Origin of the sequence: Margalitia sp. FSL K6-0131 (assembly GCF_038008735.1) — a bacterium.
Lineage (GTDB): Bacteria > Bacillota > Bacilli > Bacillales > Bacillaceae_C > Margalitia > Margalitia shackletonii.
In genome coordinates this window covers 3547130-3568739 of sequence record NZ_JBBOZS010000001.1, presented here as the reverse complement: position 1 = coordinate 3568739, position 21610 = coordinate 3547130, and the positions used below count along the sequence as shown (strand labels likewise).

Annotated in this window: 20 protein-coding genes; 14 read left to right on the top strand and 6 right to left on the bottom strand. The window is 36.3% G+C overall.

Going from position 1 to position 21610, the window contains the following annotated elements; all coding sequences use genetic code 11:
• Positions 1-124 precede the first annotated feature (124 nt).
• Complete coding sequence (locus tag NSQ59_RS17475) at positions 125-1138, top strand: cytochrome d ubiquinol oxidase subunit II (protein ID WP_055740568.1); 1014 nt, start codon at positions 125-127, stop codon at positions 1136-1138.
• 85 nt (positions 1139-1223) lie between these two features.
• Complete coding sequence (locus tag NSQ59_RS17470) at positions 1224-1889, top strand: potassium channel family protein (RefSeq protein WP_055740567.1); 666 nt, start codon at positions 1224-1226, stop codon at positions 1887-1889.
• A 137-nt stretch (positions 1890-2026) separates the two neighbouring features.
• Here the strand turns inward: NSQ59_RS17470 and NSQ59_RS17465 are convergent, their stop codons facing one another.
• The 3 genes from NSQ59_RS17465 to NSQ59_RS17455 all read right to left on the bottom strand — a co-directional run bounded on the left by NSQ59_RS17465 (position 2027) and on the right by NSQ59_RS17455 (position 5401).
• A complete protein-coding gene (locus NSQ59_RS17465; RefSeq protein ID WP_055742329.1) occupies positions 2027-3385 on the bottom strand; it encodes an IS1182 family transposase in 1359 nt (452 codons plus the stop codon).
• Positions 3386-3516: 131 nt separating this feature from the next.
• Entirely contained in the window at positions 3517-5184 is a 1668-nt protein-coding gene (gene rnjA / locus NSQ59_RS17460; protein WP_055740566.1) for a ribonuclease J1, read from the bottom strand.
• 4 nt (positions 5185-5188) lie between these two features.
• The gene (locus NSQ59_RS17455) at positions 5189-5401 is read right to left on the bottom strand and encodes a DNA-dependent RNA polymerase subunit epsilon (protein ID WP_055740565.1); all 213 of its coding nucleotides are present in this window, start codon (positions 5399-5401) and stop codon (positions 5189-5191) included.
• Between the two features lie 726 nt (positions 5402-6127).
• Here NSQ59_RS17455 and NSQ59_RS17450 point away from each other — a divergent pair.
• The 7 genes from NSQ59_RS17450 (at position 6128) to NSQ59_RS17420 (ending at position 14066) form a co-directional block, all read left to right on the top strand.
• Entirely contained in the window at positions 6128-6898 is a 771-nt protein-coding gene (locus tag NSQ59_RS17450; RefSeq protein WP_055740563.1) for a Cof-type HAD-IIB family hydrolase, read from the top strand.
• A 275-nt stretch (positions 6899-7173) separates the two neighbouring features.
• Complete coding sequence (locus NSQ59_RS17445; protein ID WP_340833174.1) at positions 7174-7818, top strand: YkyA family protein; 645 nt, start codon at positions 7174-7176, stop codon at positions 7816-7818.
• 482 nt (positions 7819-8300) lie between these two features.
• Positions 8301-9413 (top strand): pyruvate dehydrogenase (acetyl-transferring) E1 component subunit alpha, encoded by a 1113-nt coding sequence (gene pdhA / locus NSQ59_RS17440; protein WP_055740562.1) that lies wholly within the window; start codon positions 8301-8303, stop codon positions 9411-9413.
• 3 nt (positions 9414-9416) lie between these two features.
• Positions 9417-10394: an alpha-ketoacid dehydrogenase subunit beta gene (locus NSQ59_RS17435; RefSeq protein WP_055740561.1), complete on the top strand. Its 978-nt coding sequence runs from the start codon at positions 9417-9419 to the stop codon at positions 10392-10394.
• Between the two features lie 130 nt (positions 10395-10524).
• Entirely contained in the window at positions 10525-11835 is a 1311-nt protein-coding gene (locus NSQ59_RS17430; protein WP_055740560.1) for a dihydrolipoamide acetyltransferase family protein, read from the top strand.
• A 6-nt stretch (positions 11836-11841) separates the two neighbouring features.
• Positions 11842-13254: a dihydrolipoyl dehydrogenase gene (lpdA, locus tag NSQ59_RS17425; RefSeq protein ID WP_055740559.1), complete on the top strand. Its 1413-nt coding sequence runs from the start codon at positions 11842-11844 to the stop codon at positions 13252-13254.
• 689 nt (positions 13255-13943) lie between these two features.
• On the top strand, positions 13944-14066 hold the full coding sequence (locus NSQ59_RS17420; RefSeq protein ID WP_083489456.1) for a GapA-binding peptide SR1P: 123 nt from the start codon (positions 13944-13946) through the stop codon (positions 14064-14066).
• Between the two features lie 73 nt (positions 14067-14139).
• Here the strand turns inward: NSQ59_RS17420 and NSQ59_RS17415 are convergent, their stop codons facing one another.
• On the bottom strand, positions 14140-15609 hold the full coding sequence (locus NSQ59_RS17415) for an aminotransferase class I/II-fold pyridoxal phosphate-dependent enzyme (protein ID WP_055740558.1): 1470 nt from the start codon (positions 15607-15609) through the stop codon (positions 14140-14142).
• Between the two features lie 387 nt (positions 15610-15996).
• Here NSQ59_RS17415 and NSQ59_RS17410 point away from each other — a divergent pair, with 387 nt between their 5' ends.
• Positions 15997-16956 (top strand): NAD(P)H-dependent flavin oxidoreductase, encoded by a 960-nt coding sequence (locus tag NSQ59_RS17410; protein WP_055740557.1) that lies wholly within the window; start codon positions 15997-15999, stop codon positions 16954-16956.
• A gap of 35 nt (positions 16957-16991) precedes the next feature.
• Positions 16992-17261: a UPF0223 family protein gene (locus tag NSQ59_RS17405; RefSeq protein ID WP_055740556.1), complete on the top strand. Its 270-nt coding sequence runs from the start codon at positions 16992-16994 to the stop codon at positions 17259-17261.
• A gap of 56 nt (positions 17262-17317) precedes the next feature.
• Here the strand turns inward: NSQ59_RS17405 and NSQ59_RS17400 are convergent, their stop codons facing one another.
• Positions 17318-17935, bottom strand: a complete 618-nt coding sequence (locus NSQ59_RS17400) for a DUF1054 domain-containing protein (RefSeq protein ID WP_055740555.1) — start codon at positions 17933-17935, stop codon at positions 17318-17320.
• Positions 17936-18183: 248 nt separating this feature from the next.
• On the opposite strand from NSQ59_RS17400, the gene NSQ59_RS17395 reads away from it, so the two are divergent.
• Positions 18184-18378, top strand: coding sequence for a hypothetical protein (locus NSQ59_RS17395; protein WP_055740554.1), 195 nt, complete (start codon positions 18184-18186; stop codon positions 18376-18378).
• Positions 18379-18526: 148 nt separating this feature from the next.
• The gene (locus tag NSQ59_RS17390) at positions 18527-19321 is read left to right on the top strand and encodes an inositol monophosphatase family protein (RefSeq protein ID WP_200915623.1); all 795 of its coding nucleotides are present in this window, start codon (positions 18527-18529) and stop codon (positions 19319-19321) included.
• Positions 19322-19357: 36 nt separating this feature from the next.
• Here NSQ59_RS17390 and NSQ59_RS17385 read toward each other — a convergent pair whose 3' ends face one another.
• Positions 19358-19543 carry a YlaF family protein gene (locus NSQ59_RS17385; protein WP_055740552.1) on the bottom strand — a complete coding sequence of 62 codons (186 nt, stop codon included), beginning with the start codon at positions 19541-19543 and terminating at the stop codon, positions 19358-19360.
• Between the two features lie 164 nt (positions 19544-19707).
• Between NSQ59_RS17385 and typA the strand changes: the two genes are divergently transcribed.
• The gene (gene typA / locus NSQ59_RS17380) at positions 19708-21546 is read left to right on the top strand and encodes a translational GTPase TypA (protein WP_055740551.1); all 1839 of its coding nucleotides are present in this window, start codon (positions 19708-19710) and stop codon (positions 21544-21546) included.
• Positions 21547-21610 lie beyond the last annotated feature (64 nt).

Below are 21610 nucleotides of genomic sequence, written 5' to 3'. Positions count from 1 at the left end.
TTTTAATGAGTATGCAAAAATGGAAAAGATTATTTTCTTTGGTACAATAGATATTATGAATGAAGAAATTTTTTCTTATTATTGTACTTTTTTAAGTAGTTGTTTTTGGGAAAGGGTGTAAAACATGAGTTTAGAGGTAATGGGAATCACAGCCCTTTGGATATTTTTATATGGCTATTTAATGGTTGCCTCCATTGATTTTGGAGCCGGTTTTTTTGCCTTTTATGGGAAATTGACAAAACAGGACCATATCATGAACCACTTGGTTAGAAGATATATTTCACCAGTTTGGGAAGTAACAAATGTCTTTTTTGTCTTTTTTCTAGTCGGATTAGTTGGATTTTTTCCGGATACTGCCTTTTACTTTGGAACGGCATTACTTATTCCGGGCAGTATTGCACTGTTGTTAATTGTAATTCGTGGTTCCTTTTATGCATTTGGAAACTACGGCTCAAAAGACAATATTATTTATTTGTTTGTATATGGGGCAACTGGTCTATTGATTCCTGCCTCCCTTTCCACTGCGTTAACAATATCTGAGGGAGGATTTCTTTCTCAAAAAGGTGTGCATGTAGATTTTTTGGCGAAACAATTATTTATGAGTCCATATTCCTGGAGTGTTGTTTTTCTTGCTATAGTTTCCGTTTTATTTATTAGTGCTGGATTTCTTACTTTTTATGCGGATCGAGCAAACGATATTCAAGCAAGGGAAATATTAAGAAAGTTTGCTTTATTTTGGAGCACTCCAACCATCATTGCAAGCTTTCTTGTTTTTATTGCTTTGCATGAACACAATAGTAAGCATTTTGAAAAGGCCATGCATATATGGTGGATGTTCGGACTATCGCTTGTCTTTTTTTTAATAGCGTCCTTTTTAATCTATAAACGAAAGTATTTTGGAACTGCGTTTATCATGATTATGCTTCAATTCTTTTTTGCCTTCTTCGGTTATGGGGCATCACATTTACCGTACATTCTCTATCCCTTTATTACTATTCATGCAAGTGTAACAAATCCATCGATGGGTACTGCGCTAATATTTGCTTTTATTGCAGGTCTATGCTTGCTCATCCCTGCGTTATATTTATTATTGAAGCTATTTTTATTTGATGCTGATTATAGTAAAAGGAAAAAGTAATCAAGGTTTAAGTTGAGAGAATTACTTCGGACCTTATTATTTGTAATACTAGAATAGTAGAAGAAATAGAAAAGGGGAAATGGATGTGAAGAAAGAATTTGTTGTTATTGGTTTAGGTCGATTTGGGGGAAGCATTTGTAAAACATTAATCGAACAAGGGATGGAAGTTTTAGTGATGGATCGTGACGAAGCTAGGATAGATGAATTTGCTTCTATTGCAACACACGCGGTTATTGCGGATTCTACAGATGAAACAGTTCTCAAAAGCTTAGGAATCCGTAATTTTGATCATGTGATAGTGGCAATCGGCGCGGATATTCAAGCAAGTATCCTTACAACATTAATGTTAAAAGAAATTGGGGTAAAAAGGGTTACTGTAAAGGCGCAAAATGATTATCATGCAAAAGTGCTGCGGAAAATCGGAGCAGATAATGTTGTCCATCCGGAAAGAGATATGGGAAAAAGAATAGCACATAATATCGTTTCAAAGAGTATTCTGGATTACATTGAGCTTTCTGAAAAATATAGCATAGTAGAAATTGCAGCTAATTATCATTTGGCTGGACATTCCATTCTCGATCTCAATATTCGAGCGAAATACGGTATTACGATAGTAGCTATAAGAAGAGGTTCAAACATCATCGTTTCTCCGCAAGCGGGAGATGTTATTGAGAGAGAAGATGTATTAATTGTCATAGGAGCAGTAGAGGATATTAATCGCTTTGAAAAGGACCTTCTGTTAGACAAATAAAAAAAATGGCAGCCCTGGCTGCCATTTCAGATTGTAGACAAAAGGGGTTCGGAATGGTCACATTCCGAACCCCTTTTGATTTTGTTCTTACTTTTTTACCTTTTTGGGTGTATGCTGACCTCTCTCATCCTCATCTACTAGGCCATTTCCGGACCTTTCCATATCCAGTTGGCCATTTTCTTCAAATTCATGGCAGCGAAAGTAAGCATCGCCTGCATCGACAATTTTTTAAGTCCCCTTAACGTTGTCCAACGCATACCATGCTTTTCTTTTGCGTCTGCAAATACACGCTCAATCGTTTCTTTGCGTTTCGCATATATCGTTTTTACCTCTTTGTGATGACGAAGATGATCTGCTTCCTCAAGGTACTCTTGCCAAATATGACGAGTCACTACTTTTTGATGATCCTTACTCTCCGTACATTGCGATAAAAATGGACAATTAGCGCAAATATGCTTAGAAGATTTGTATTCACGATACCCTTCTTTTGTCGTGGTAGAGTAATTCAATATCTCCCCTGATGGGCATATGTAACAATCATAGTATTCATCATATACGTACTCGTGTTTTCGGAAGAAACCTTCTTTTGTACGTGGTCTTGTATAAGGTAAAGCAGGTGTCATTTCGTTTTCGATTAAGTATTTCGTGATGGCCGGTGTTTTATAAGCTGCATCTGCCGCAACGGCATCGGGCTTTCCTACAATATCCATTACTTGTTCTACTAATGGTTCTAGGATTACGCTATCGTGGGTATTTCCTGGTGTCACCATATTTCCTAAAACAAATCCTTTGCGGTCAGAAGCTGCATGAAAAGAATAGGCGAACTGTTTAGTCCGTTCGTCTTTCACATAGTAACCACTCTCAGGATCTGTGGTACTTTCTTTTATTTCTTTTGTATCTTCTTTTTCAAATTTATCTGGTGGAAATGGCTTTTTTCCATGATCTTCCCGGTCTTGATTGATTTCTTCTTGGAGCTGTTCTTGATAGGCACGTGTTTCTTTTCGGACCACCTTTTTTTCGAATTTACGTTTATTCGCACTCGCTTTTACATGAGTGGAGTCGATAAAAACATGTTCTGCACTTATCAAATTCTTTTCCGCTGCTGTTTTTAGAATTCGATAGAAAATCTGTTCAAACAAATCGGTATCTTTAAAACGACGCTCATAGTTTTTTCCAAAGGTAGAGAAATGAGGGACTCTATCATAGAAACCATAACCAAGAAACCAGCGATAGGCCATATTCGTTTTTAATTCTTCAATCGTTTGACGCATCGAACGAATGCCAAATGTATATTGAATAAAGGTAAGTTTAATCAAGATCACGGGATCAATACTTGGGCGTCCAACTGCGGAATATGTTTCTTCCACTAAATCATAAATGAAAGAGAAATCAATCGCTGCCTCCATTTTTCGGACTAAATGATTTTCGGGAACCAACTGGTCTAAAGCGATCATTTCTACTTGATCACGTTGAATGGAATTATGTTTTGAAAGCATCTTCATCACCCCAAGTATTATTTCTATTTATATTTTAAAACAAAAAAGACTGTAGGCAAGCTCGATCTTCATCGAGTTTGTCTACAGTCTGAAATGGCAGCCCTGGCTGCCATTTTTTTGTGATCCTATAATTACACCTCCATAATAATAGGCATTATCATAGGACGACGCTTTGTTTTTTCGTATAAAAACGGTGCAAGCGTATCTGTTATTTCATTTTTTATTTCTGTCCACTGAGATGTTTTCCGTTCCATTACTTTATTCAAGTGCTTTGTGATAAGATTTTGAGCTTCATTAATTAAGTCACCAGATTCACGCATATAAACGAAGCCTCTAGAAATAATATCCGGTCCGGATGCAATTTTAAATTCATTCATATTAATGGAAACAACTACGACAACAAGTCCTTCTTCCGATAGGATTCTGCGGTCCCGCAACACAATATTTCCAATATCCCCTATACCATTTCCATCGATGTAAACATTACCGGAAGGGATTTTTCCTGCTACCTGAGCAACATCACTGCCAAGCGCAAGCACTTCACCATTGTCCATAATAAAGCAATTTTCTTCCGGAACACCACAATCTACTGCAAGTTGTGCATGCATTCTTTGCATACGGTATTCCCCGTGGATTGGCATAAAGAATTTTGGCTTAATTAATCTTAGCATTAGCTTTTGTTCTTGTTGTCCGCCATGACCAGAAGTATGGATATCATTTAAAGGTCCATAGATTACATCAGCACCAGCACGATAAAGTAAATTAATTGTTCTATTCACGCTAATGGTATTACCAGGAATAGGCGATGATGAAAAGACAACCGTATCACCAGGCTGGATTTGAATTTGTCGGTGTGTACCACCAGCAATCCGGGATAAGGCAGCCATTGGCTCCCCCTGACTTCCTGTACAAAGAATGGTTACTTTGTTTGCGGGCAGGCGATTAATTTGTCCTGCATCAATAAATGTATCCTTTGGGCATTGAATATAACCTAAATCATGCCCAATTTCAATTGCCGCCTCCATACTCCGGCCAAATACGGCAATTTTTCTGCCATTTGCTACTGCTGCTTGGGCAACCTGTTGAAGTCGATGAATATTAGATGCAAAAGTAGCAAAAATAATACGGCCATCGACCTTTCGGAAAATATCCTGTATGCTTTCTCCGACACGTCTTTCCGACATTGTAAAGTTTGGTACTTCACTATTGGTACTATCAGATAGAAGGCATAAGACTCCTTCTTTTCCGATTTCCGCCATTTTCGTCAAGTTTGCAGGCTCTCCAACAGGAGTAAAGTCAAATTTAAAATCTCCGGTATGAACAATGTTACCAGGTGGGGTTTTCACTACAATTCCATAAGAATCTGGAATACTATGAGTAGTTCTGAAAAAGGTTACAGATGTTTTTCTGAATTTGATAACATCATCCTCATGAATTTCGTGAAAGGTGGTTTGACGTAATAAACCGTGTTCTTCCAATTTATTTTTTAGCAGTCCAAGCGCCAGTTTTCCGCCATAAATTGGAATGTTTACTTGCCGAAGCAGATATGGAATTCCGCCAATATGATCCTCATGACCATGAGTAATAAACAATCCTTTTATCTTATCCACATTTTTTACTAAATAAGTATAGTCTGGAATTACATAGTCAATCCCCAGCAATTCATCTTCCGGAAACTTAATTCCAGCATCAATTAAGATAATTTCATCTTGGAACTGTACGCCATAAGTATTTTTTCCGATTTCCCCTAAACCGCCAAGGGCAAAAACCGCAGTTTGATCATTTTTTACAAATTTCATATAGTTACCTAATCTCCGTTACTTTAAAATATTCTTGCTGCTTCTCGTATTCATAGTACGGGCCTTCTACGCGTTGTACAAATTCGATATTAATTTGACGGTCTTTTAGTAATTGGCGGGCCTCACGTTCCGAATTTGCTTGTAAGAAAATTGTTTTTGTTTTTTCTCTAACAGGTACTTCATACTTATCTTCTTGATAATAAACTTTATACATCATCTTTCTTCTCTCCTAACTCCGAATCAATTGTAACTTTTTCTATTATATAAAAAGTTAACAAGATTTTATAGTTTTTTCATCATAAGTTTAAATGATGAAGGTAATTTATAAGGAATAAGTCCCTACTCGGGAGGGACAAATCATTATCCGATGTTTAGCAATTCTTTTCATACAAATTTTAGTATTCTGGCCGTTGTAATAGTCTTAATATCAATTCGTCAGGATATTTCTACTTATATATAATATCCATTTTAATAATGAATAATAGCGGAATGTTTTAAGAAAAACAGAACCTTATGCAATTTGTTTTTTCCTTAGCAAATCCTTCCATTGCTTTACTAGCTTTTTTCTTAGCCTTTTTAACATGGCGGTTCACTCCTACCTATTATTTTAATGAAATCTGCGGGAAAGTAAAGGCGGACAAGAATTTCTTATTGTTTATCGGAAATTATAAATTTAAGCATGTGTATACCTTTTGAAAAAAATTGACTACTGCTAGCATCAATGTCTATTTCCTTGGTCGCGTAGAAAACTACGAAATCCGTACGCAGAATGTCTAGGGCTCTTGGGCATTTGTTATTTATAGTATATGTAATAATACATGCTTCTTTCTTGGGTATTTTTGGATTGCATAGGGAAATTGACAAATAGGTAGGAAACATATAGGGTAAGATTCGGATAAAAAAATATATAAATGTTGAGAACGATAGATTGGGGTTTAAAAGAATGAACAAAATAGTTTTTTTTGATATTGACGGAACATTATTGGATCATGATAAAAACCTTCCAGCTTCCACGAAAGAAGCTATCTTTGAACTTAAGAAAAATGGTGTATATGTAGCGATTGCCACAGGAAGGGCGCCATTTATGTTTGAACATATTAGGAAGGACCTGGAAATTGAATCATATGTATGTTTCAATGGTCAATATGTTGTATTTGAAAATGAAGTAATATATAAAAATCCGCTAAAAACGAACTTATTGGAGTCCTTGGTTAACATTTCAAAATCCCGTCAACATCCCCTCGTTTTTTTAAATGAAAAAACCATGAAAGCGAATGTCCAATATGATGAATCTATAGTAACAAGTATGGAAAGTTTAAAATTAATGAAACCGGAATATGATCCGGATTTCTATAAAGACAAAGAAATATATCAGTCCTTACTTTTCTGCGAGGAAAAAGATGAAAACTATTATAGAGACCATTTTCCGGAAATATTATTTATTCGCTGGCATGAATTATCCATGGATGTCATTCCAAAAGGAGGTTCAAAAGCGGAAGGTATTAAGAAAATGATAGAAAGACTTGGCTTTAAACTTTCAGACGTTTTCGCTTTTGGAGACGGATTAAACGATATTGAAATGTTAAGTACAGTAGGTACAGGTGTGGCTATGGGAAATGCCACTGACATTGTAAAACAAAATGCTGATATGATAACCAATGATGTAGCAGAGGATGGGATTTTTAACGGATTGAAGAAGCTTCATTTAATATAAAGATATAAAAATAAAGCATTGCAAAGTTAATATATTTACCTAATAAATCCGATTTAGTCGGATTTTTTTTTGGTTTTTAAATCTATAAAAAGGTCTCGTAATTATGTCATATATTACAAAACGGATAATCTATCAAAAAGTCATATCTTCTAAAATGCTGCATAAATATGAAAAGAATCGACTTTACGAGAATTAGACAGCCTTCACTATTGCTAAAATTTAGAATTATTTATATAGTAAAAATGCACCGAATATAAGGAGGATAAGTCGTGGCAATGATTCGCTTCTGTATATTGTTAATGTGTCTGTGTGTGTGTTTAGCCGGATGTCAGACCAAACCAGAGGAAAAAATCTATCAAATTTTAGAAGATACGGTTTCGAAGGAAAAAGGATTTCAAAACCAGCAATCACCTTTAGCGAAGCTTGAATCAGAAGAAACAGCTATATTTGAACAAATAATTGACTTAGGTACGAAAGACTTTAAAAAAGTTGTAAAACTTTCAGATAAAGCGTTGTTAAATATTAAGGAAAGAAAAGAAAGAATGGATAAGGAACAAGCATCGATGCTATTGTCTCAAAAAGAATTTCTTAAAATGAAATCAGTAATGACAGAATTAAAGGATCAAAAGTTAAAGGATGAAGCTTCCCTTTTATATGATTTGATGGGAAAAAGATATGCAACACATGAAATGCTTTATAAAGCATATATGACCGGATTGGATGCTGACCAAAAATTATACGAGTTACTAAAACAAAAGGATGTTTCTTTAAATAATTTAGAAGCGCAAATAAATGCTACAAATGATTCATTCTCCTCAGTAATGAAGGCGAATAAAAAATTTAATAATGAAACCAAAATATATAATGAGAAGAAATTAGAATTTTATAAGCATGCAGGAATTGAGAAAAACAACTCATAAAGTAAAAACAGGGATGTTAATGCCCTGTTTTTTATTTTATAAAGGAAAAATTCATTATTATAGTACAGATACATTAATCTGACTAATACAGTTTTTAGTTTGTAATGGAGATAATTTAAAATGTTATGTTAGAAAAGTATTGTCTGTGTGGTTTAATTGATTGACTGGTTAGAAGTTTTGATGTAATCTATTAGAGGAATTAACAGATTGTATTAATAAGAAATGGATTTTTATTAATACAGTTTTTAGAATGTAAAGGTTTACTTCGTTAATACGTTTTTAACTATAAAAAAGGTTAGAAGAAAACATTATTTCATGGTGTTTTTGGGTAACCTATTTTTGTATGTTGTCCCACATATTAATAAGATAAATGGTTCATAAATTTACCCTAAAAAGGGATGTGCGGCTCATCTAAAACGTAATAACGGATAGTTAATACTTTAAACTATATTTTTTATAAGAAAGGAAGAGGTGACTTTAATATGGCTTCAACAAAAAAAGCACCATTAGACCCGAAAAAGACGCTCGAAAAGATTGAAGAGCAATTTGAGATGTTTCAGATCTTAAATGAAAATGGTGAAGTTGTAAATGAATCTGCAGTACCGGATTTATCAGATGAACAGCTTCAAGAATTAATGCGTCGTATGGTTTACTCTCGTATTCTTGATCAAAGATCTATTTCATTGAATAGACAAGGACGACTAGGCTTCGTAGCTCCGACTGCTGGACAAGAGGCTTCTCAAATCGCATCCCATTTTGCTTTAGAGAAAGAGGACTTTATTTTACCAGGTTATCGTGATGTGCCTCAAATAGTATGGCATGGTCTACCATTATATCAAGCTTTCTTATGGTCCCGCGGTCATGTTGGAGGAATGAAAATCCCTGAAGGTGTTAACGTTCTTCCTCCGCAAATTATTATCGGTGCTCAATATGTCCAAACAGCAGGTGTAGCACTAGGTATGAAAAAACGCAATAAAAAAGCAGTAGCGATTACATATACTGGTGACGGTGGATCATCTCAAGGTGACTTCTACGAAGGAATTAACTTTGCCGGTGCATTTAAAGCTCCTGCTATATTTGTTGTTCAAAATAACCAATTTGCTATCTCTACTCCACGGGAAAAGCAAACATCTGCTAAGACCATTGCACAAAAAGCTGTCGCTGCTGGTATTCCTGGACAATTAGTCGATGGTATGGATCCATTAGCAGTATATGTAGCAGTAAGAGATGCTCGCGAGCGTGCTATAAATGGCGAAGGTCCAACCTTGATTGAAACAATGTGTTATCGTTACGGTCCACATACAATGGCTGGAGATGATCCTACACGTTACCGTACATCTGAACAAGATAACGAGTGGGAGAAAAAAGATCCGATTGTACGTTTCCGCAAGTATTTGGAAAACAAAGGCTTATGGAGCGAAGAAAAAGAAAACGAAATTATCGAACAGGCAAAAGAAGATATTAAGGCTGCAATTAAGAAAGCCGACGATACTCCAAAACAAAAAGTTACAGATTTAATCTCTGTTATGTTTGAGGAGCTGCCTCATAATTTACAAGAACAGAATGAATTATATAAAGCAAAGGAGTCGAAATAAGCCATGGCGCAAATGACAATGATTCAAGCAATTACCGATGCATTACGCACAGAACTTAAGAATGATGAGAATGTATTGGTATTCGGTGAAGACGTTGGCGTTAACGGCGGCGTATTCCGTGCGACAGAAGGTCTTCAAAAAGAATTTGGAGAAGATAGAGTATTTGACACACCACTTGCAGAATCAGGTATTGGTGGTCTTGCAATTGGTTTGGCAACACAAGGTTATCGTCCTGTCCCAGAGATTCAATTCTTTGGATTTTTATATGAGGTAATCGATTCTGTAAACGGCCAAATGGCACGTTGGCGTTATCGTACTGGCGGCAGTATGAATGCACCTATTACGATTCGTTCTCCATTCGGAGGTGGTGTTCATACTCCTGAACTTCATGCAGATAGTTTAGAAGGTCTTGTAGCTTCACAACCAGGATTAAAAGTGGTTATTCCATCTTCACCATATGATGCAAAAGGACTTTTAATTTCTGCAATTCGTGATAACGATCCGGTTATCTTCTTAGAGCATATGAAGCTTTACCGTTCCTTCCGTCAAGAAGTTCCAGAAGGTGAATATACGATTCCGCTTGGTAAAGCAGAAGTGAAGCGTGAAGGGAAAGATCTATCTATTATTACTTATGGAGCAATGGTTCATGAATCCATAAAAGCTGCTGAAGAACTTGAAAAAGAAGGTTTCTCCGTAGAAGTTGTGGATTTACGAACTGTAAGCCCGCTTGATGTAGATACGATTATTGCTTCAGTAGAAAAGACAAATCGTGCCATTGTTGTCCAAGAAGCACAAAAACAAGCAGGTATTGCTGCAAATGTTGTAGCTGAAATTAACGAACGTGCTATTTTAAGTTTAGAAGCACCTGTATTACGTGTAGCTGCACCAGATACAGTATACCCATTCTCACAAGCAGAATCTGTTTGGCTTCCTAATCACAAAGATATTATGGAAACAGCTAAAAAAGTACTTACTTTTTAATATCAAATGCGAAAGCGCCTTGCTCATCCGCTAGCCGAAAGGCGCTGTAGCTAGTCGAGAATAAGATTATAGCCCTTCCTACAGAAGGGCTATGGACTTTAAAAATTTTACTATAGGAGGGTGAACAACATTGTCATTTGAATTTAGATTACCAGACATAGGTGAAGGTATTCATGAAGGTGAAATCGTTAAATGGTTTGTTAAACCAGGCGATAAAGTAAATGAAGATGATGTACTTTGTGAAGTACAAAATGATAAAGCAGTAGTGGAAATTCCATCTCCAGTTGCTGGAACTGTAGAGGAGGTTCTAGTAGAAGAAGGAACAGTGGCTATTGTCGGTGATGTACTTATTAAATTTGATGCCCCTGGCTATGAAGATTTGAAGTTTAAAGGTGATCACGGGGAAGAAGAAACAAAAACAGAAGAAAAGGCGGAACCTGCAAAGGCTGAGACTCCAGCTCCTGCTCCACAAGCAACTGCCGAAGCTTCTCAAACTGCGGAAGTGGACCCGAATCGTCGTGTTATTGCAATGCCTTCCGTTCGTAAATATGCTCGTGAAAAAGGTGTAGATATTCGTCTAGTAACTGGATCCGGAAATAATGGCCGTGTTCAAAAAGAAGATATCGATGCATTTGCTAGTGGTGGAAACCAAGCAGTAAGCACACAAGCTGAGGCACCACAAGCTGCAGAAGAAAAAGTTACTGCTGCAGCAGCACAAGTTGTAATTCCAGAAGGTGAATTCCCTGAAACTCGTGAAAAAATGAGCGGAATTCGTAAAGCAATTGCAAAAGCAATGGTGAATTCAAAACATACAGCTCCACATGTTACCTTAATGGATGAAGTAGATGTAACAAAACTAGTTGCACATCGTAAGAAATTCAAGGAAGTTGCTGCTGAAAAAGGTATTAAGCTTACATTCTTGCCTTACGTTGTAAAAGCACTTGTTAGTGCTCTACGTGAATTCCCTACTTTAAATACATCCATTGATGATGAAGCAGGCGAAATTATTCAAAAGCATTACTATAACATCGGTATCGCAGCAGATACAGATAAAGGTTTATTAGTTCCAGTGGTAAAAAATGCAGATCGTAAATCCGTATTTTCTATTTCAAGTGAAATTAATGAACTTGCTACAAAAGCGCGTGAAGGCAAATTAGCGCCAAATGAAATGAAGGGTGCTTCTTGTACCATTACGAATATTGGTTCTGCTGGTGGCCAGTGGTTTACTCCTGTTATCAACCATCCAGAGGTTGCTATTCTAGGAATTGGTCGAATTGCAGAAAAACCTGTAGTAAAAAATGGTGAAATTGTAGCCGCACCTGTGTTAGCATTATCATTGAGCTTTGATCATCGTATTATCGATGGAGCAACCGCTCAACATGCACTTAACCAAATCAAGCGCTTGTTGAACGATCCAGAATTATTACTAATGGAGGCGTAATAAAAAATGGTAGTTGGAGATTTCCCTATTGAAACAGAAACGATAGTAATCGGTGCAGGCCCTGGTGGATATGTTGCAGCAATTCGTGCAGCACAGCTTGGTCAAAAAGTAACAATTGTAGAAAAAGCAAATCTTGGTGGTGTATGCTTAAACATTGGATGTATTCCATCTAAGGCATTAATTAATGCAGGACACCGTTATGAAACAGCAAAGCATTCTGATGATATCGGTATTTCTGCTGAGAATGTAACAGTTGACTTTGCAAAGGTTCAAGAATGGAAGGGTTCCGTTGTTAATAAATTAACAAGCGGCGTAGAAGGCCTTTTAAAAGGAAACAAAGTAAATATTGTAAAAGGTGAAGCATATTTTGTAGATGCAAACACATTACGTGTAATGGATGAAAAATCTGCTCAAACCTATACATTTAAAAATGCGATTATCGCAACTGGTTCTCGTCCAATTGAGATTCCTACATTCAAATATTCAAAACGTGTAATCGATTCTACTGGTGCCCTTAACTTACCGGAAATTCCTAAGAAATTAGTGATTATCGGTGGCGGAGTTATCGGTGTGGAACTTGGTTCTGCATATGCTAACTTTGGTACAGAAGTAACGATTCTTGAAGGCAGCGCAGAGCTTTTCGCGGGTGCATTTGAAAAACAAATGACATCTATCGTATCTAAAAACTTGAAGAAAAAAGGTGCGGAAATCGTTACAAATGCAATGGCAAAAGGCGTTGTAGAAAACGAAGACGGTGTAGTTGTAACATATGAAGCTAAAGGCGAAGAAAAATCAGTAGAAGCAGATTATGTATTAGTTACAGTTGGTCGTCGTCCTAATACGGATGAAATGGGTCTAGAACAAGTTGGCGTTGAAATGGCAGAACGCGGTCTTATCAAAATTGATAAGCAATGCCGTACAAACGTTTCAAACATCTATGCAATTGGTGATATTGTTGCTGGTCCTGCACTAGCACATAAAGCATCATATGAAGGAAAAATTGCTGCAGAAGCAATTGCCGGACATCCTTCTGAAATCGATTATCTAGGCTTGCCAGCAGTTGTCTTCTCTGAGCCAGAGCTAGCTACTGTCGGTTATACTGAAAAGCAAGCTAAAGAAGAGGGTATTGAAGTTGTTGCAGCTAAATTCCCATTTGCTGCTAACGGACGTGCTCTTGCATTAAATAGTACAGATGGATTCTTAAAATTAGTTACTCGTAAAGAAGATGGCTTAGTTATCGGCGGTCAAGTAGCTGGAACTAGCGCATCTGATATGATCGCTGAAATCGGTCTGGCTATTGAAGCAGGAATGACTGCTGAAGATATTGCGATGACAATTCATGCGCATCCAACTTTAGGTGAAATCACAATGGAAGCTGCAGAAGTAGCGCTTGGAACACCAATTCATATCATTAAATAATTACAAATAAAAGCATCCTTTTGGATGCTTTTGTTTTTTTATCTAATCATGTCAATCCGGTTTTAAAATGGCCTTTAAAATGCATATAATAGGAATATTAATAGAATTTCATCTAAAATTCGATGGTGATAAAATGAAAAACTATGTTGCCTTTCTTTTTCAATTAATCGTGTGGAGCTGCTTTACTTTTGCAGAGTGGCTGTCGAATCGGGATCATTTATTATATAAAGTCCTCATGTTTCTTGTGTTTTTATATTTGGCCTTTTTACTAACCAGGATGATTGTTAAATCAAATAGAATGACCATTTTCATTACAATTGCGAGTTTATCCGCCTATTTTTTACTTCAGTTTTTCCTGCACCAAATGTTACCTTCCAGAATGGCTTTTTTATAACGGCTCTTTTCTTAAACTGTGTCGCCTTATATATGAAACTCTAGATAAAAACTGTTATTGTTCAAATGTGATGAGGCTTTGTAAGAAGGGATGCCCCGAGACAAAGTCAAATGTTGAATTTATTACTATTACGAAAAGCAACCATTGATAAGAAATTGCTTCATGTAATCGTAAATAAATATACCTATTTACCTAAATGTGTTATACAAATTACCCTTGAAATCCTCAATGTGATATATTATTATTGTTTTAGAAGGTAAAGCGTTTTCAATATTTCTGGAGAGGAAGAATGAAAATGGGAACTATTGTATGTCAATCTTGTAACACAGTAATCGATCATTTTGAGGATGAGAAGGTTAGTATTCTTTACTCTAATTGCTGTGAATGCTGTAATCATAGTGAGAAAAAAGAGGAATAACAAATATTCAAGAGAGTGTATAGAAGTACACTCTCTTTTTGTATAAAAAAACTCCCCATTAACGGGGAGAAAATTAGCGGATAGCTTTATACTCTTTTATGACTCTTAAGGTTTTTAGTTCGAAATCCTCCGGACCTTGAACAGGTAATCCAACCTCGATATTCTTTTGAATATATTTTAAATTATCCTCGGTAATGATTTCCCCTGGGATGAAAATTGGGATACCAGGAGGGTAGACCATAATAAATTCTGCACTTATTCTGCCGACGGATTCCTCAAAAGGAACGACTTCTGTTTCCGAATAAAATGCCTCTCGCGGAGATAATGCGAGCAAAGGAATATCGGGAAGCATTACTTCGATATGAACAGAACCGGCTAGATGAGAAAATTGTCTTGATAATTCTTGTAAGGCTGTAACTAGTATATTTGCTTCCTTCTCTGAGTCGCCTGGGGTAATTAAGCACAAAATATTATAAAGGTCTGATAATTCAACTTCAATATTATATACCTCACGAAGCCATTTTTCCGCATCAAATCCAGTAATGCCTAAATCCTTTACGGAAATAATCAGTTTGGTCGGGTCATAATCAAAAGTTGCTTTTGTTCCTAATATCTCTTTTCCTACGCAGTATAAATGATCAATTCCGTTGATTTGCTCACGAATCGAATTTGCCAGACGAATCGTTTGATCAATCAATTCTTTCCCCTCTGTTGCAAGTCTTCTTCGAGCTGCATCAAGGGAAGCTAATAAAATGTAAGAAGTCGATGTCGTTGTGAGCATACTTAAAATAGTCTGTACTCTGCTGACATTTACGAGCCCTTCGCGTACATTTAAAACGGAGCTTTGTGTTAAGGAACCACCAAGCTTATGTACACTTGTAGCTGCCATATCAGCCCCTGCCTGCATAGCTGATATAGGCAATTCCTCGTGAAAATGAATATGAACACCATGTGCCTCGTCAACAAGTACGGGAACTTGATAGGAATGGGCTATTTCCACTATCTTCTTTAAATCTGCAGCAACACCAAAATACGTCGGATTTATGACTAAAACACCTTTTGCATCTGGATTTTGCTGTAACGCTTTTGAAACGGATTCAGTAGTAATGCCATGGGAAATTCCTAACTTTGGATCAACTTCAGGATGAATAAACACAGGAGTTGCTCCAGAAAACACAATCGCCGACATAACAGACTTATGCACATTTCTTGGTACAATTATTTTTTCGCCAGGTCCACAAACGGCCATGACCATTGTCATAATGGCTCCACTTGTGCCCTGCACGGAAAAAAATGTATGATCCGCACCAAATGCCTCAGCAGCTAACCTTTGCGCTTTCATAATCATTCCTTTTGGTTGATGTAAATCATCAAGCGGAGAAATATTAATTAAATCGATAGATAATGCATTATCACCGATAAATTCTCGAAATTCAGGATCAATTCCGTTTCCTTTTTTATGGCCTGGAATATGGAATTGCACTGGGTTCTTTTTTGCATGTTCCATTAACCCAGAAAATAAAGGAGTTTCATATTGCGACAATTTGTTATGCACCTCTTTTAGTTGAAATAAATTTACTAATATCCCTATTTATTATTACACATAGATATTATTTGCTTTAATGAAAAAGGATAAAAAATAAATACATGGGCTGTTTTCGTAATAATTATCGCTTTTTGTAATAGGTTATAAATCCTAAGCAGGGCTTAGTTTCGGGGCATCTTTTCTGACAAAGATTATTTATTTTTAACCAAACCAGCCTGTTACCTAGGATTTCGTTTACAAAAGCAAAATAGTTTAAGAAAAGAGCCATTCATAAAACAAATGAATTATAGCATTTAACCTATGCTTTGCAAATAGTTACTTTATCCAAAAAGGAATTAATTATTATAATAGAGAAGTAAGTAAGGGAGGAAGGGAGTGTTTAGAATGAATTGGGAAACAAGAGTAACGAAAATACTTGGAATTAAATATCCTATTATACAAGGTGGATTAGCTTATCTTGCCTATGCTGAGCTGGCTGCTTCAGTTTCGAATGCAGGAGGTCTCGGACAAATTACAGCAATGTCATTAGAAAGTCCAGAAAAATTAAGGGAAGAGATTAAAAAAGTTAGGGAACTTACAAATAAACCTTTTGGTGTCAACTTCGCGATTGGTCAGCATGGCAGACCTTTTTCTCATTTTGTGGATGTGGCTATAGAAGAAAAGGTCCCTGTTGTTTCCGTTACAGGTGGGAATCCAACTCCTTTTTTCGAGCAATTAGAAGGAGTAGATGTAAAGAAACTAGTATTAGTCGCAGCTAAAAAGCAAGCTCAAAAGGCAGAAAAACTTGGTGCTGATGCAGTTATGGTAGTTGGAAATGAAGGGGGAGGGCATTTAGGAAAAGATGAAATCGGTACCTTTGTGCTCGTTCCACAGGTAGTGGACGCGGTAAGCATCCCTGTTATTGCATCAGGAGGAATAGGCGATGGCAGAGGGCTAATAGCAGCATTATGCTTAGGTGCAGAAGGAGTCGAAATGGGTACAAGATTTATTGCGACAAAGGAATGTGTCCATGCTTCTGATATATACAAGCAAGCATTAGTCGCAGGAGAAGAAACAGACACGGTTATCATAAAAAAATCGCTCGGTGCACCTGCTCGCGCAATCACAAATAGTTGGGCAGAGCGAATTCTTGATATTGAAAAGCAAGAAGGTGGGTATGAAGCTTTAAAAACCTACATAAGCGGTACAGCTAATAAGAATTTTATCTATAATGGAAAAATAGAGGAGGGCTTTGCATGGGCAGGGCAAGTCTTGGGACTTATTAAGGACGTGCCTACAGTTGCTGAGCTTTTTGAAAGAATGATAAAACAAGCGGAAAATATTCGCGAGAATTGGTCAAAATAAACAAATAGCATGGAAATAAGAAAGCTGGTGATGAAATGGAATATCAATATCCATTTGATACAGATTGGAGCACCCAGGAAGTAGTGGATGTTATCCAATTTTTTGAAACGATTGAAATGGCATACGAAAAGGGAATTGTTCGTGAAAAGTTAATGGAAAAATACAGACGATTTAAGGAAATCGTTCCCGGAAAAGCAGAGGAGAAAAAATACTGCAATGAATTTGAAAAAGAGAGTGGGTATTCTCCTTACCAGGTAATTAAAAAAATGAAGGAATTAGGACCTGGAAAGATTGTTAAAATGTAAACCGCAAAGCGAAAGCCTGCGGTTTTTTTGTGCCTATTTTATAGATTTTTTGTTTGTTACATCTTATAAAGGGGTACTAAAATATTAAAGGTATCCTGAATTTTATGTAAAAGCTGTTCACCGGACATTTTTACTGCTTGTTCTCTAGGAATATTTATACCGCAGAGAACTTCCGCTTTTTTTATGGTTTGCACTCTTTTAAATATCTGTAGTAAATCATTTGTACTCATTTCGTTCATAGGCGTAGCATCAGGCTTCATATGATCACCTGACCAAACAAATGAGGATGGTATCTCACTAATTATTTTATTGATATTCTTCTCAAATTTCTTGCCGTATTCGACTTTAGATGGTGATTCATATATAATTGCGAACCAAACAAATAAATGCGTATGCCACAATCCAATTTGGAAATGAGGAAGCATTTTATAGCCGCGATTATTATTAGCAAAGGCAACCCAAGTATCATTTGGCGGATTAATTGTTCTGCGCGCATGCTTTGCTACATGGGGAAACATTTCATCTCCGGTCAGAACACTTAAGGCTGGTGCAAAATGCTCACCTAGTAACTCTAACTTAGGTCTTAATGTAGAAATGAGCTTGTCCATCCTTGCTTCAAGTCCATCTATTAAAAATAAATCAAAGTCTTCGTTTGTAAAACCATTAAACTTCATTTGTTACACTCCTCTACACTATATGGCAATATTTTATCATATTCAGGCACCTGTCCGACAAAAATATCTAACGGTTTTTATTCTGGGTATAAACACATTTTTGTTGCAACCTTTTGCTTTAAACATACTATATCATAAGTAATATTTGAACAATTCGGTATCTGTGGGAGCGGTCTTTTCTTATAGGAATTTTTAAAAAAACTAAAAAGAAATGCAGCTGTTTATAAAGATGGAAGGAAGTGAATTTCATGAAACAAGTAATGGGTACAGCCAAAAAGAAAAAGCATGATCTTGAACGGATTGCAGTATTACGGCTAGAGCTTGATTATGAATTAGCGGTTCTTTATGAAGCAATGCAAGAAAATAATGAAGCAATTAAAACAAAATCGAAAATGAGACTAGAAAAAATTAGAGATGAACTTCTTAAAATGAAAGCTATTTAAGGAAAGTGGTTAAGATTTTTATTCTTTTCCTCATCTATTAGGATGGGGTTCGTTTTTGTGAGTATAGGTTGTAATGCAGTAAACTTGAAATAGAAATCATTTTCCATTAAGCTAAATTTACATTTATGTTAGTACGTTTGGAGGATTCATTGTGACGAATTGGGATCAAGTACATACAGATGTAATCGAATGGATAAAGGAAGCAGGTAATAAAATAACGGAATCCTTTACACATACCTTACAGATTCAAACAAAATCGGACAGAAATGATTTAGTGACAAATATCGATAAACAAATTGAACAATTTTTTATTAAAAAAATTCGTGAGAAATACCCTGAACATCTCATCTTGGGAGAAGAAGGATACGGGGAAAACGTACATAATACAGAAGGAACGATTTGGATTATTGATCCGATTGATGGTACAGTTAACTTTGTTCATCAGCAAAGAAATTTTTCGATTTCTATTGGGATTTATGAAAATGGAATTGGGAAATTAGGATATATTTACGATGTAGTACATAAGGAACTGTATCATGTTATTGCAGGTTCTGGTGCTTATTTTAATGGAAATCGATTGCCTAAGCTTCAAGAGCCGCAACTTTCCGATGCAATCGTTGGAATTAATGCAACATGGTTAATATCTAATAAACATGTCCCAGTTGAGAATTTACATAAGCTTGTAAGAGATGTTCGTTCTACAAGATCTCTGGGTTCTGCTGCGCTTGAAATGGCATATATTGCTACAGGACGTTTTGATGCTTACATAGCAATGCGCTTATCTCCTTGGGATTTTGCTGCAGGGAAAATGCTTGTAGAGGAGCTTGGTGGATCTATTACTACGGTAAAAGGAGAACCATTAAACATCTTGGAGGGAAGTACAGTGTTTGTAAGTAAACCTGGACTGCATCAAAAAATCTTACGAGATTATTTGCTAAAATAGGAGGAGGGTGAAAATGAGTTCACCCTCCTTTTGGTATTAAAGTCTTCCTTCTTCTCTCCATCTTTTCTTAGTTTTAAAACCAAATCCTAAGATAACCATTAATAATACGATGCAGCAGAAGACACCAATAATACTGCGTTCCCCAATGGCAACACCTATTCCCATCATCATCACTGCCGCACCTATAGCATAGAGTAAAAATACCCATTTAATATCTTTCACTTTATGATTTCCTCCTTATATACACAATTGTTAAGGGTAAAGATCATTTTTGTATCCATTCTCTATAATACAGAAAAAGTTTCTGCTTTTCTAGTCAGTGTGATATAATACATAGGTTGGAGATATACTAATAATGATCGTTTTAAAGGTCAGGAGGAACAACTTTGAATAGAAGAGAAGATTTACGTAATATAGCTATTATTGCTCACGTTGACCACGGTAAAACAACGCTTGTGGATCAGCTTTTAAAGCAATCTGGAACATTCCGATCAAATGAACAAGTGGCTGAACGTGCAATGGATTCCAATGATTTAGAAAGAGAAAGAGGCATTACCATCCTTGCCAAAAATACAGCCATTCAATATAAAGATAAAAAAATTAATATTATGGATACACCAGGACACGCTGATTTTGGCGGTGAAGTAGAACGTATTATGAAAATGGTTGACGGTGTATTGTTAGTAGTCGATGCATACGAAGGCTGTATGCCACAAACACGCTTCGTATTGAAAAAGGCTTTAGAACAAAATCTTACACCTATCGTTGTGGTGAATAAAATAGACCGTGATTTTGCTCGTCCAGAAGAAGTTGTTGATGAAGTTATCGAATTATTTATCGAATTAGATGCAAATGAAGATCAATTAGAATTCCCTGTTATTTATGCTTCTGGAATAAATGGAACAGCAAGCGACAACCCTAATCAACAGGATGAAAACATGCAGGTTCTATTTGACACCATTGTGGAACATATTCCGGCACCAATCGATAACCGTGAAGAGCCATTACAATTTCAAGTTGCTCTTTTAGATTATAATGACTATGTTGGCCGTATCGGAATCGGCCGCGTATTCCGCGGAACGATGAAGGTAGGAGAACAAGTAGCATTAATGAAATTAGATGGATCTGTGAAACAATTCAGAGTGACAAAATTATTCGGTTTCTTCGGATTGAAGCGTATGGAAATTGAAGAAGCATTTGCAGGAGACCTTGTCGCAGTTTCTGGTATGGAAGATATCAATGTTGGTGAAACAGTTTGTCCTGTCGATCATCAAGATGCACTTCCGCCGCTTCGAATTGATGAGCCTACATTACAAATGACGTTTATTGTAAATAACAGTCCTTTTGCAGGAAGAGAAGGAAAATTTGTTACAGCCCGTAAAATCGAAGAAAGATTACGTGCTCAATTACAAACAGATGTAAGTTTAAAAGTAGAAAATACGGATTCTCCTGATGCATGGGTAGTGTCTGGACGTGGGGAATTGCATCTTTCCATTTTAATTGAAAATATGCGCCGTGAAGGATTCGAACTTCAAGTTTCCAAACCTGAGGTTATTGTAAAGGTAATTGATGGTGTCCGTTGTGAGCCAATTGAACGCGTTCAAATTGATATACCTGAAGAAAATACAGGTGCTATTATTGAATCAATTGGATCCCGCAAAGGTGAAATGTTGGACATGATTAATAATGGAAATGGACAAGTTCGCTTAATCTTCAATGTTCCGGCAAGGGGCTTAATTGGATATACAACAGAGTTTATGACATTAACACGCGGATATGGTATTTTAAACCATACATTTGACAGTTACCAACCAATGCAACCTGGTAAAGTCGGCGGTCGTCATCAGGGTGTGCTTGTATCCATGGAAACAGGTAAAACAACTACTTATGGAATTATGCAAGTAGAGGATCGTGGAACTATATTTGTTGAACCGGGAACGGATATTTATGAAGGTATGATTGTCGGAGAAAATACCCGTGAAAATGATATTACTGTTAACATTACAAAAGTAAAACACGCAACAAATGTTCGTTCTGCTACAAAGGATCAAACATCTGTAATCAAGAAGCCTCGTATTATGTCCTTGGAAGAGGCATTAGAATATTTAAATGATGATGAATATTGTGAAGTAACTCCGGAATCCATTCGTTTACGTAAAAAAATATTAAATAAAAATGAACGTGAAAAAGCTGCAAAAAAACAAAAGTTTGCAGAAATGAAATAATTTTAAAATGTACCATCCATAAAATATGTTATGCTAAAAGATGTGGGAATGCTTTTCTCACATC

What these genes read in the sequence shown, in the direction of transcription:
- NSQ59_RS17475 (WP_055740568.1), top strand. Translation starts at nt 125, where the DNA reads ATGAGTTTAGAGGTAATGGGAATCACAGCCCTTTGGATATTTTTATAT.
- NSQ59_RS17465 (WP_055742329.1), bottom strand. Translation starts at nt 3,385, where the DNA reads ATGCTTTCAAAACATAATTCCATTCAACGTGATCAAGTAGAAATGATC.
- rnjA (WP_055740566.1), bottom strand. Translation starts at nt 5,184, where the DNA reads ATGAAATTTGTAAAAAATGATCAAACTGCGGTTTTTGCCCTTGGCGGT.
- NSQ59_RS17455 (WP_055740565.1), bottom strand. Translation starts at nt 5,401, where the DNA reads ATGATGTATAAAGTTTATTATCAAGAAGATAAGTATGAAGTACCTGTT.
- NSQ59_RS17450 (WP_055740563.1), top strand. Translation starts at nt 6,128, where the DNA reads ATGAACAAAATAGTTTTTTTTGATATTGACGGAACATTATTGGATCAT.
- NSQ59_RS17445 (WP_340833174.1), top strand. Translation starts at nt 7,174, where the DNA reads ATGATTCGCTTCTGTATATTGTTAATGTGTCTGTGTGTGTGTTTAGCC.
- pdhA (WP_055740562.1), top strand. Translation starts at nt 8,301, where the DNA reads ATGGCTTCAACAAAAAAAGCACCATTAGACCCGAAAAAGACGCTCGAA.
- NSQ59_RS17435 (WP_055740561.1), top strand. Translation starts at nt 9,417, where the DNA reads ATGGCGCAAATGACAATGATTCAAGCAATTACCGATGCATTACGCACA.
- lpdA (WP_055740559.1), top strand. Translation starts at nt 11,842, where the DNA reads ATGGTAGTTGGAGATTTCCCTATTGAAACAGAAACGATAGTAATCGGT.
- NSQ59_RS17420 (WP_083489456.1), top strand. Translation starts at nt 13,944, where the DNA reads ATGGGAACTATTGTATGTCAATCTTGTAACACAGTAATCGATCATTTT.
- NSQ59_RS17410 (WP_055740557.1), top strand. Translation starts at nt 15,997, where the DNA reads ATGAATTGGGAAACAAGAGTAACGAAAATACTTGGAATTAAATATCCT.
- NSQ59_RS17405 (WP_055740556.1), top strand. Translation starts at nt 16,992, where the DNA reads ATGGAATATCAATATCCATTTGATACAGATTGGAGCACCCAGGAAGTA.
- NSQ59_RS17400 (WP_055740555.1), bottom strand. Translation starts at nt 17,935, where the DNA reads ATGAAGTTTAATGGTTTTACAAACGAAGACTTTGATTTATTTTTAATA.
- NSQ59_RS17395 (WP_055740554.1), top strand. Translation starts at nt 18,184, where the DNA reads ATGAAACAAGTAATGGGTACAGCCAAAAAGAAAAAGCATGATCTTGAA.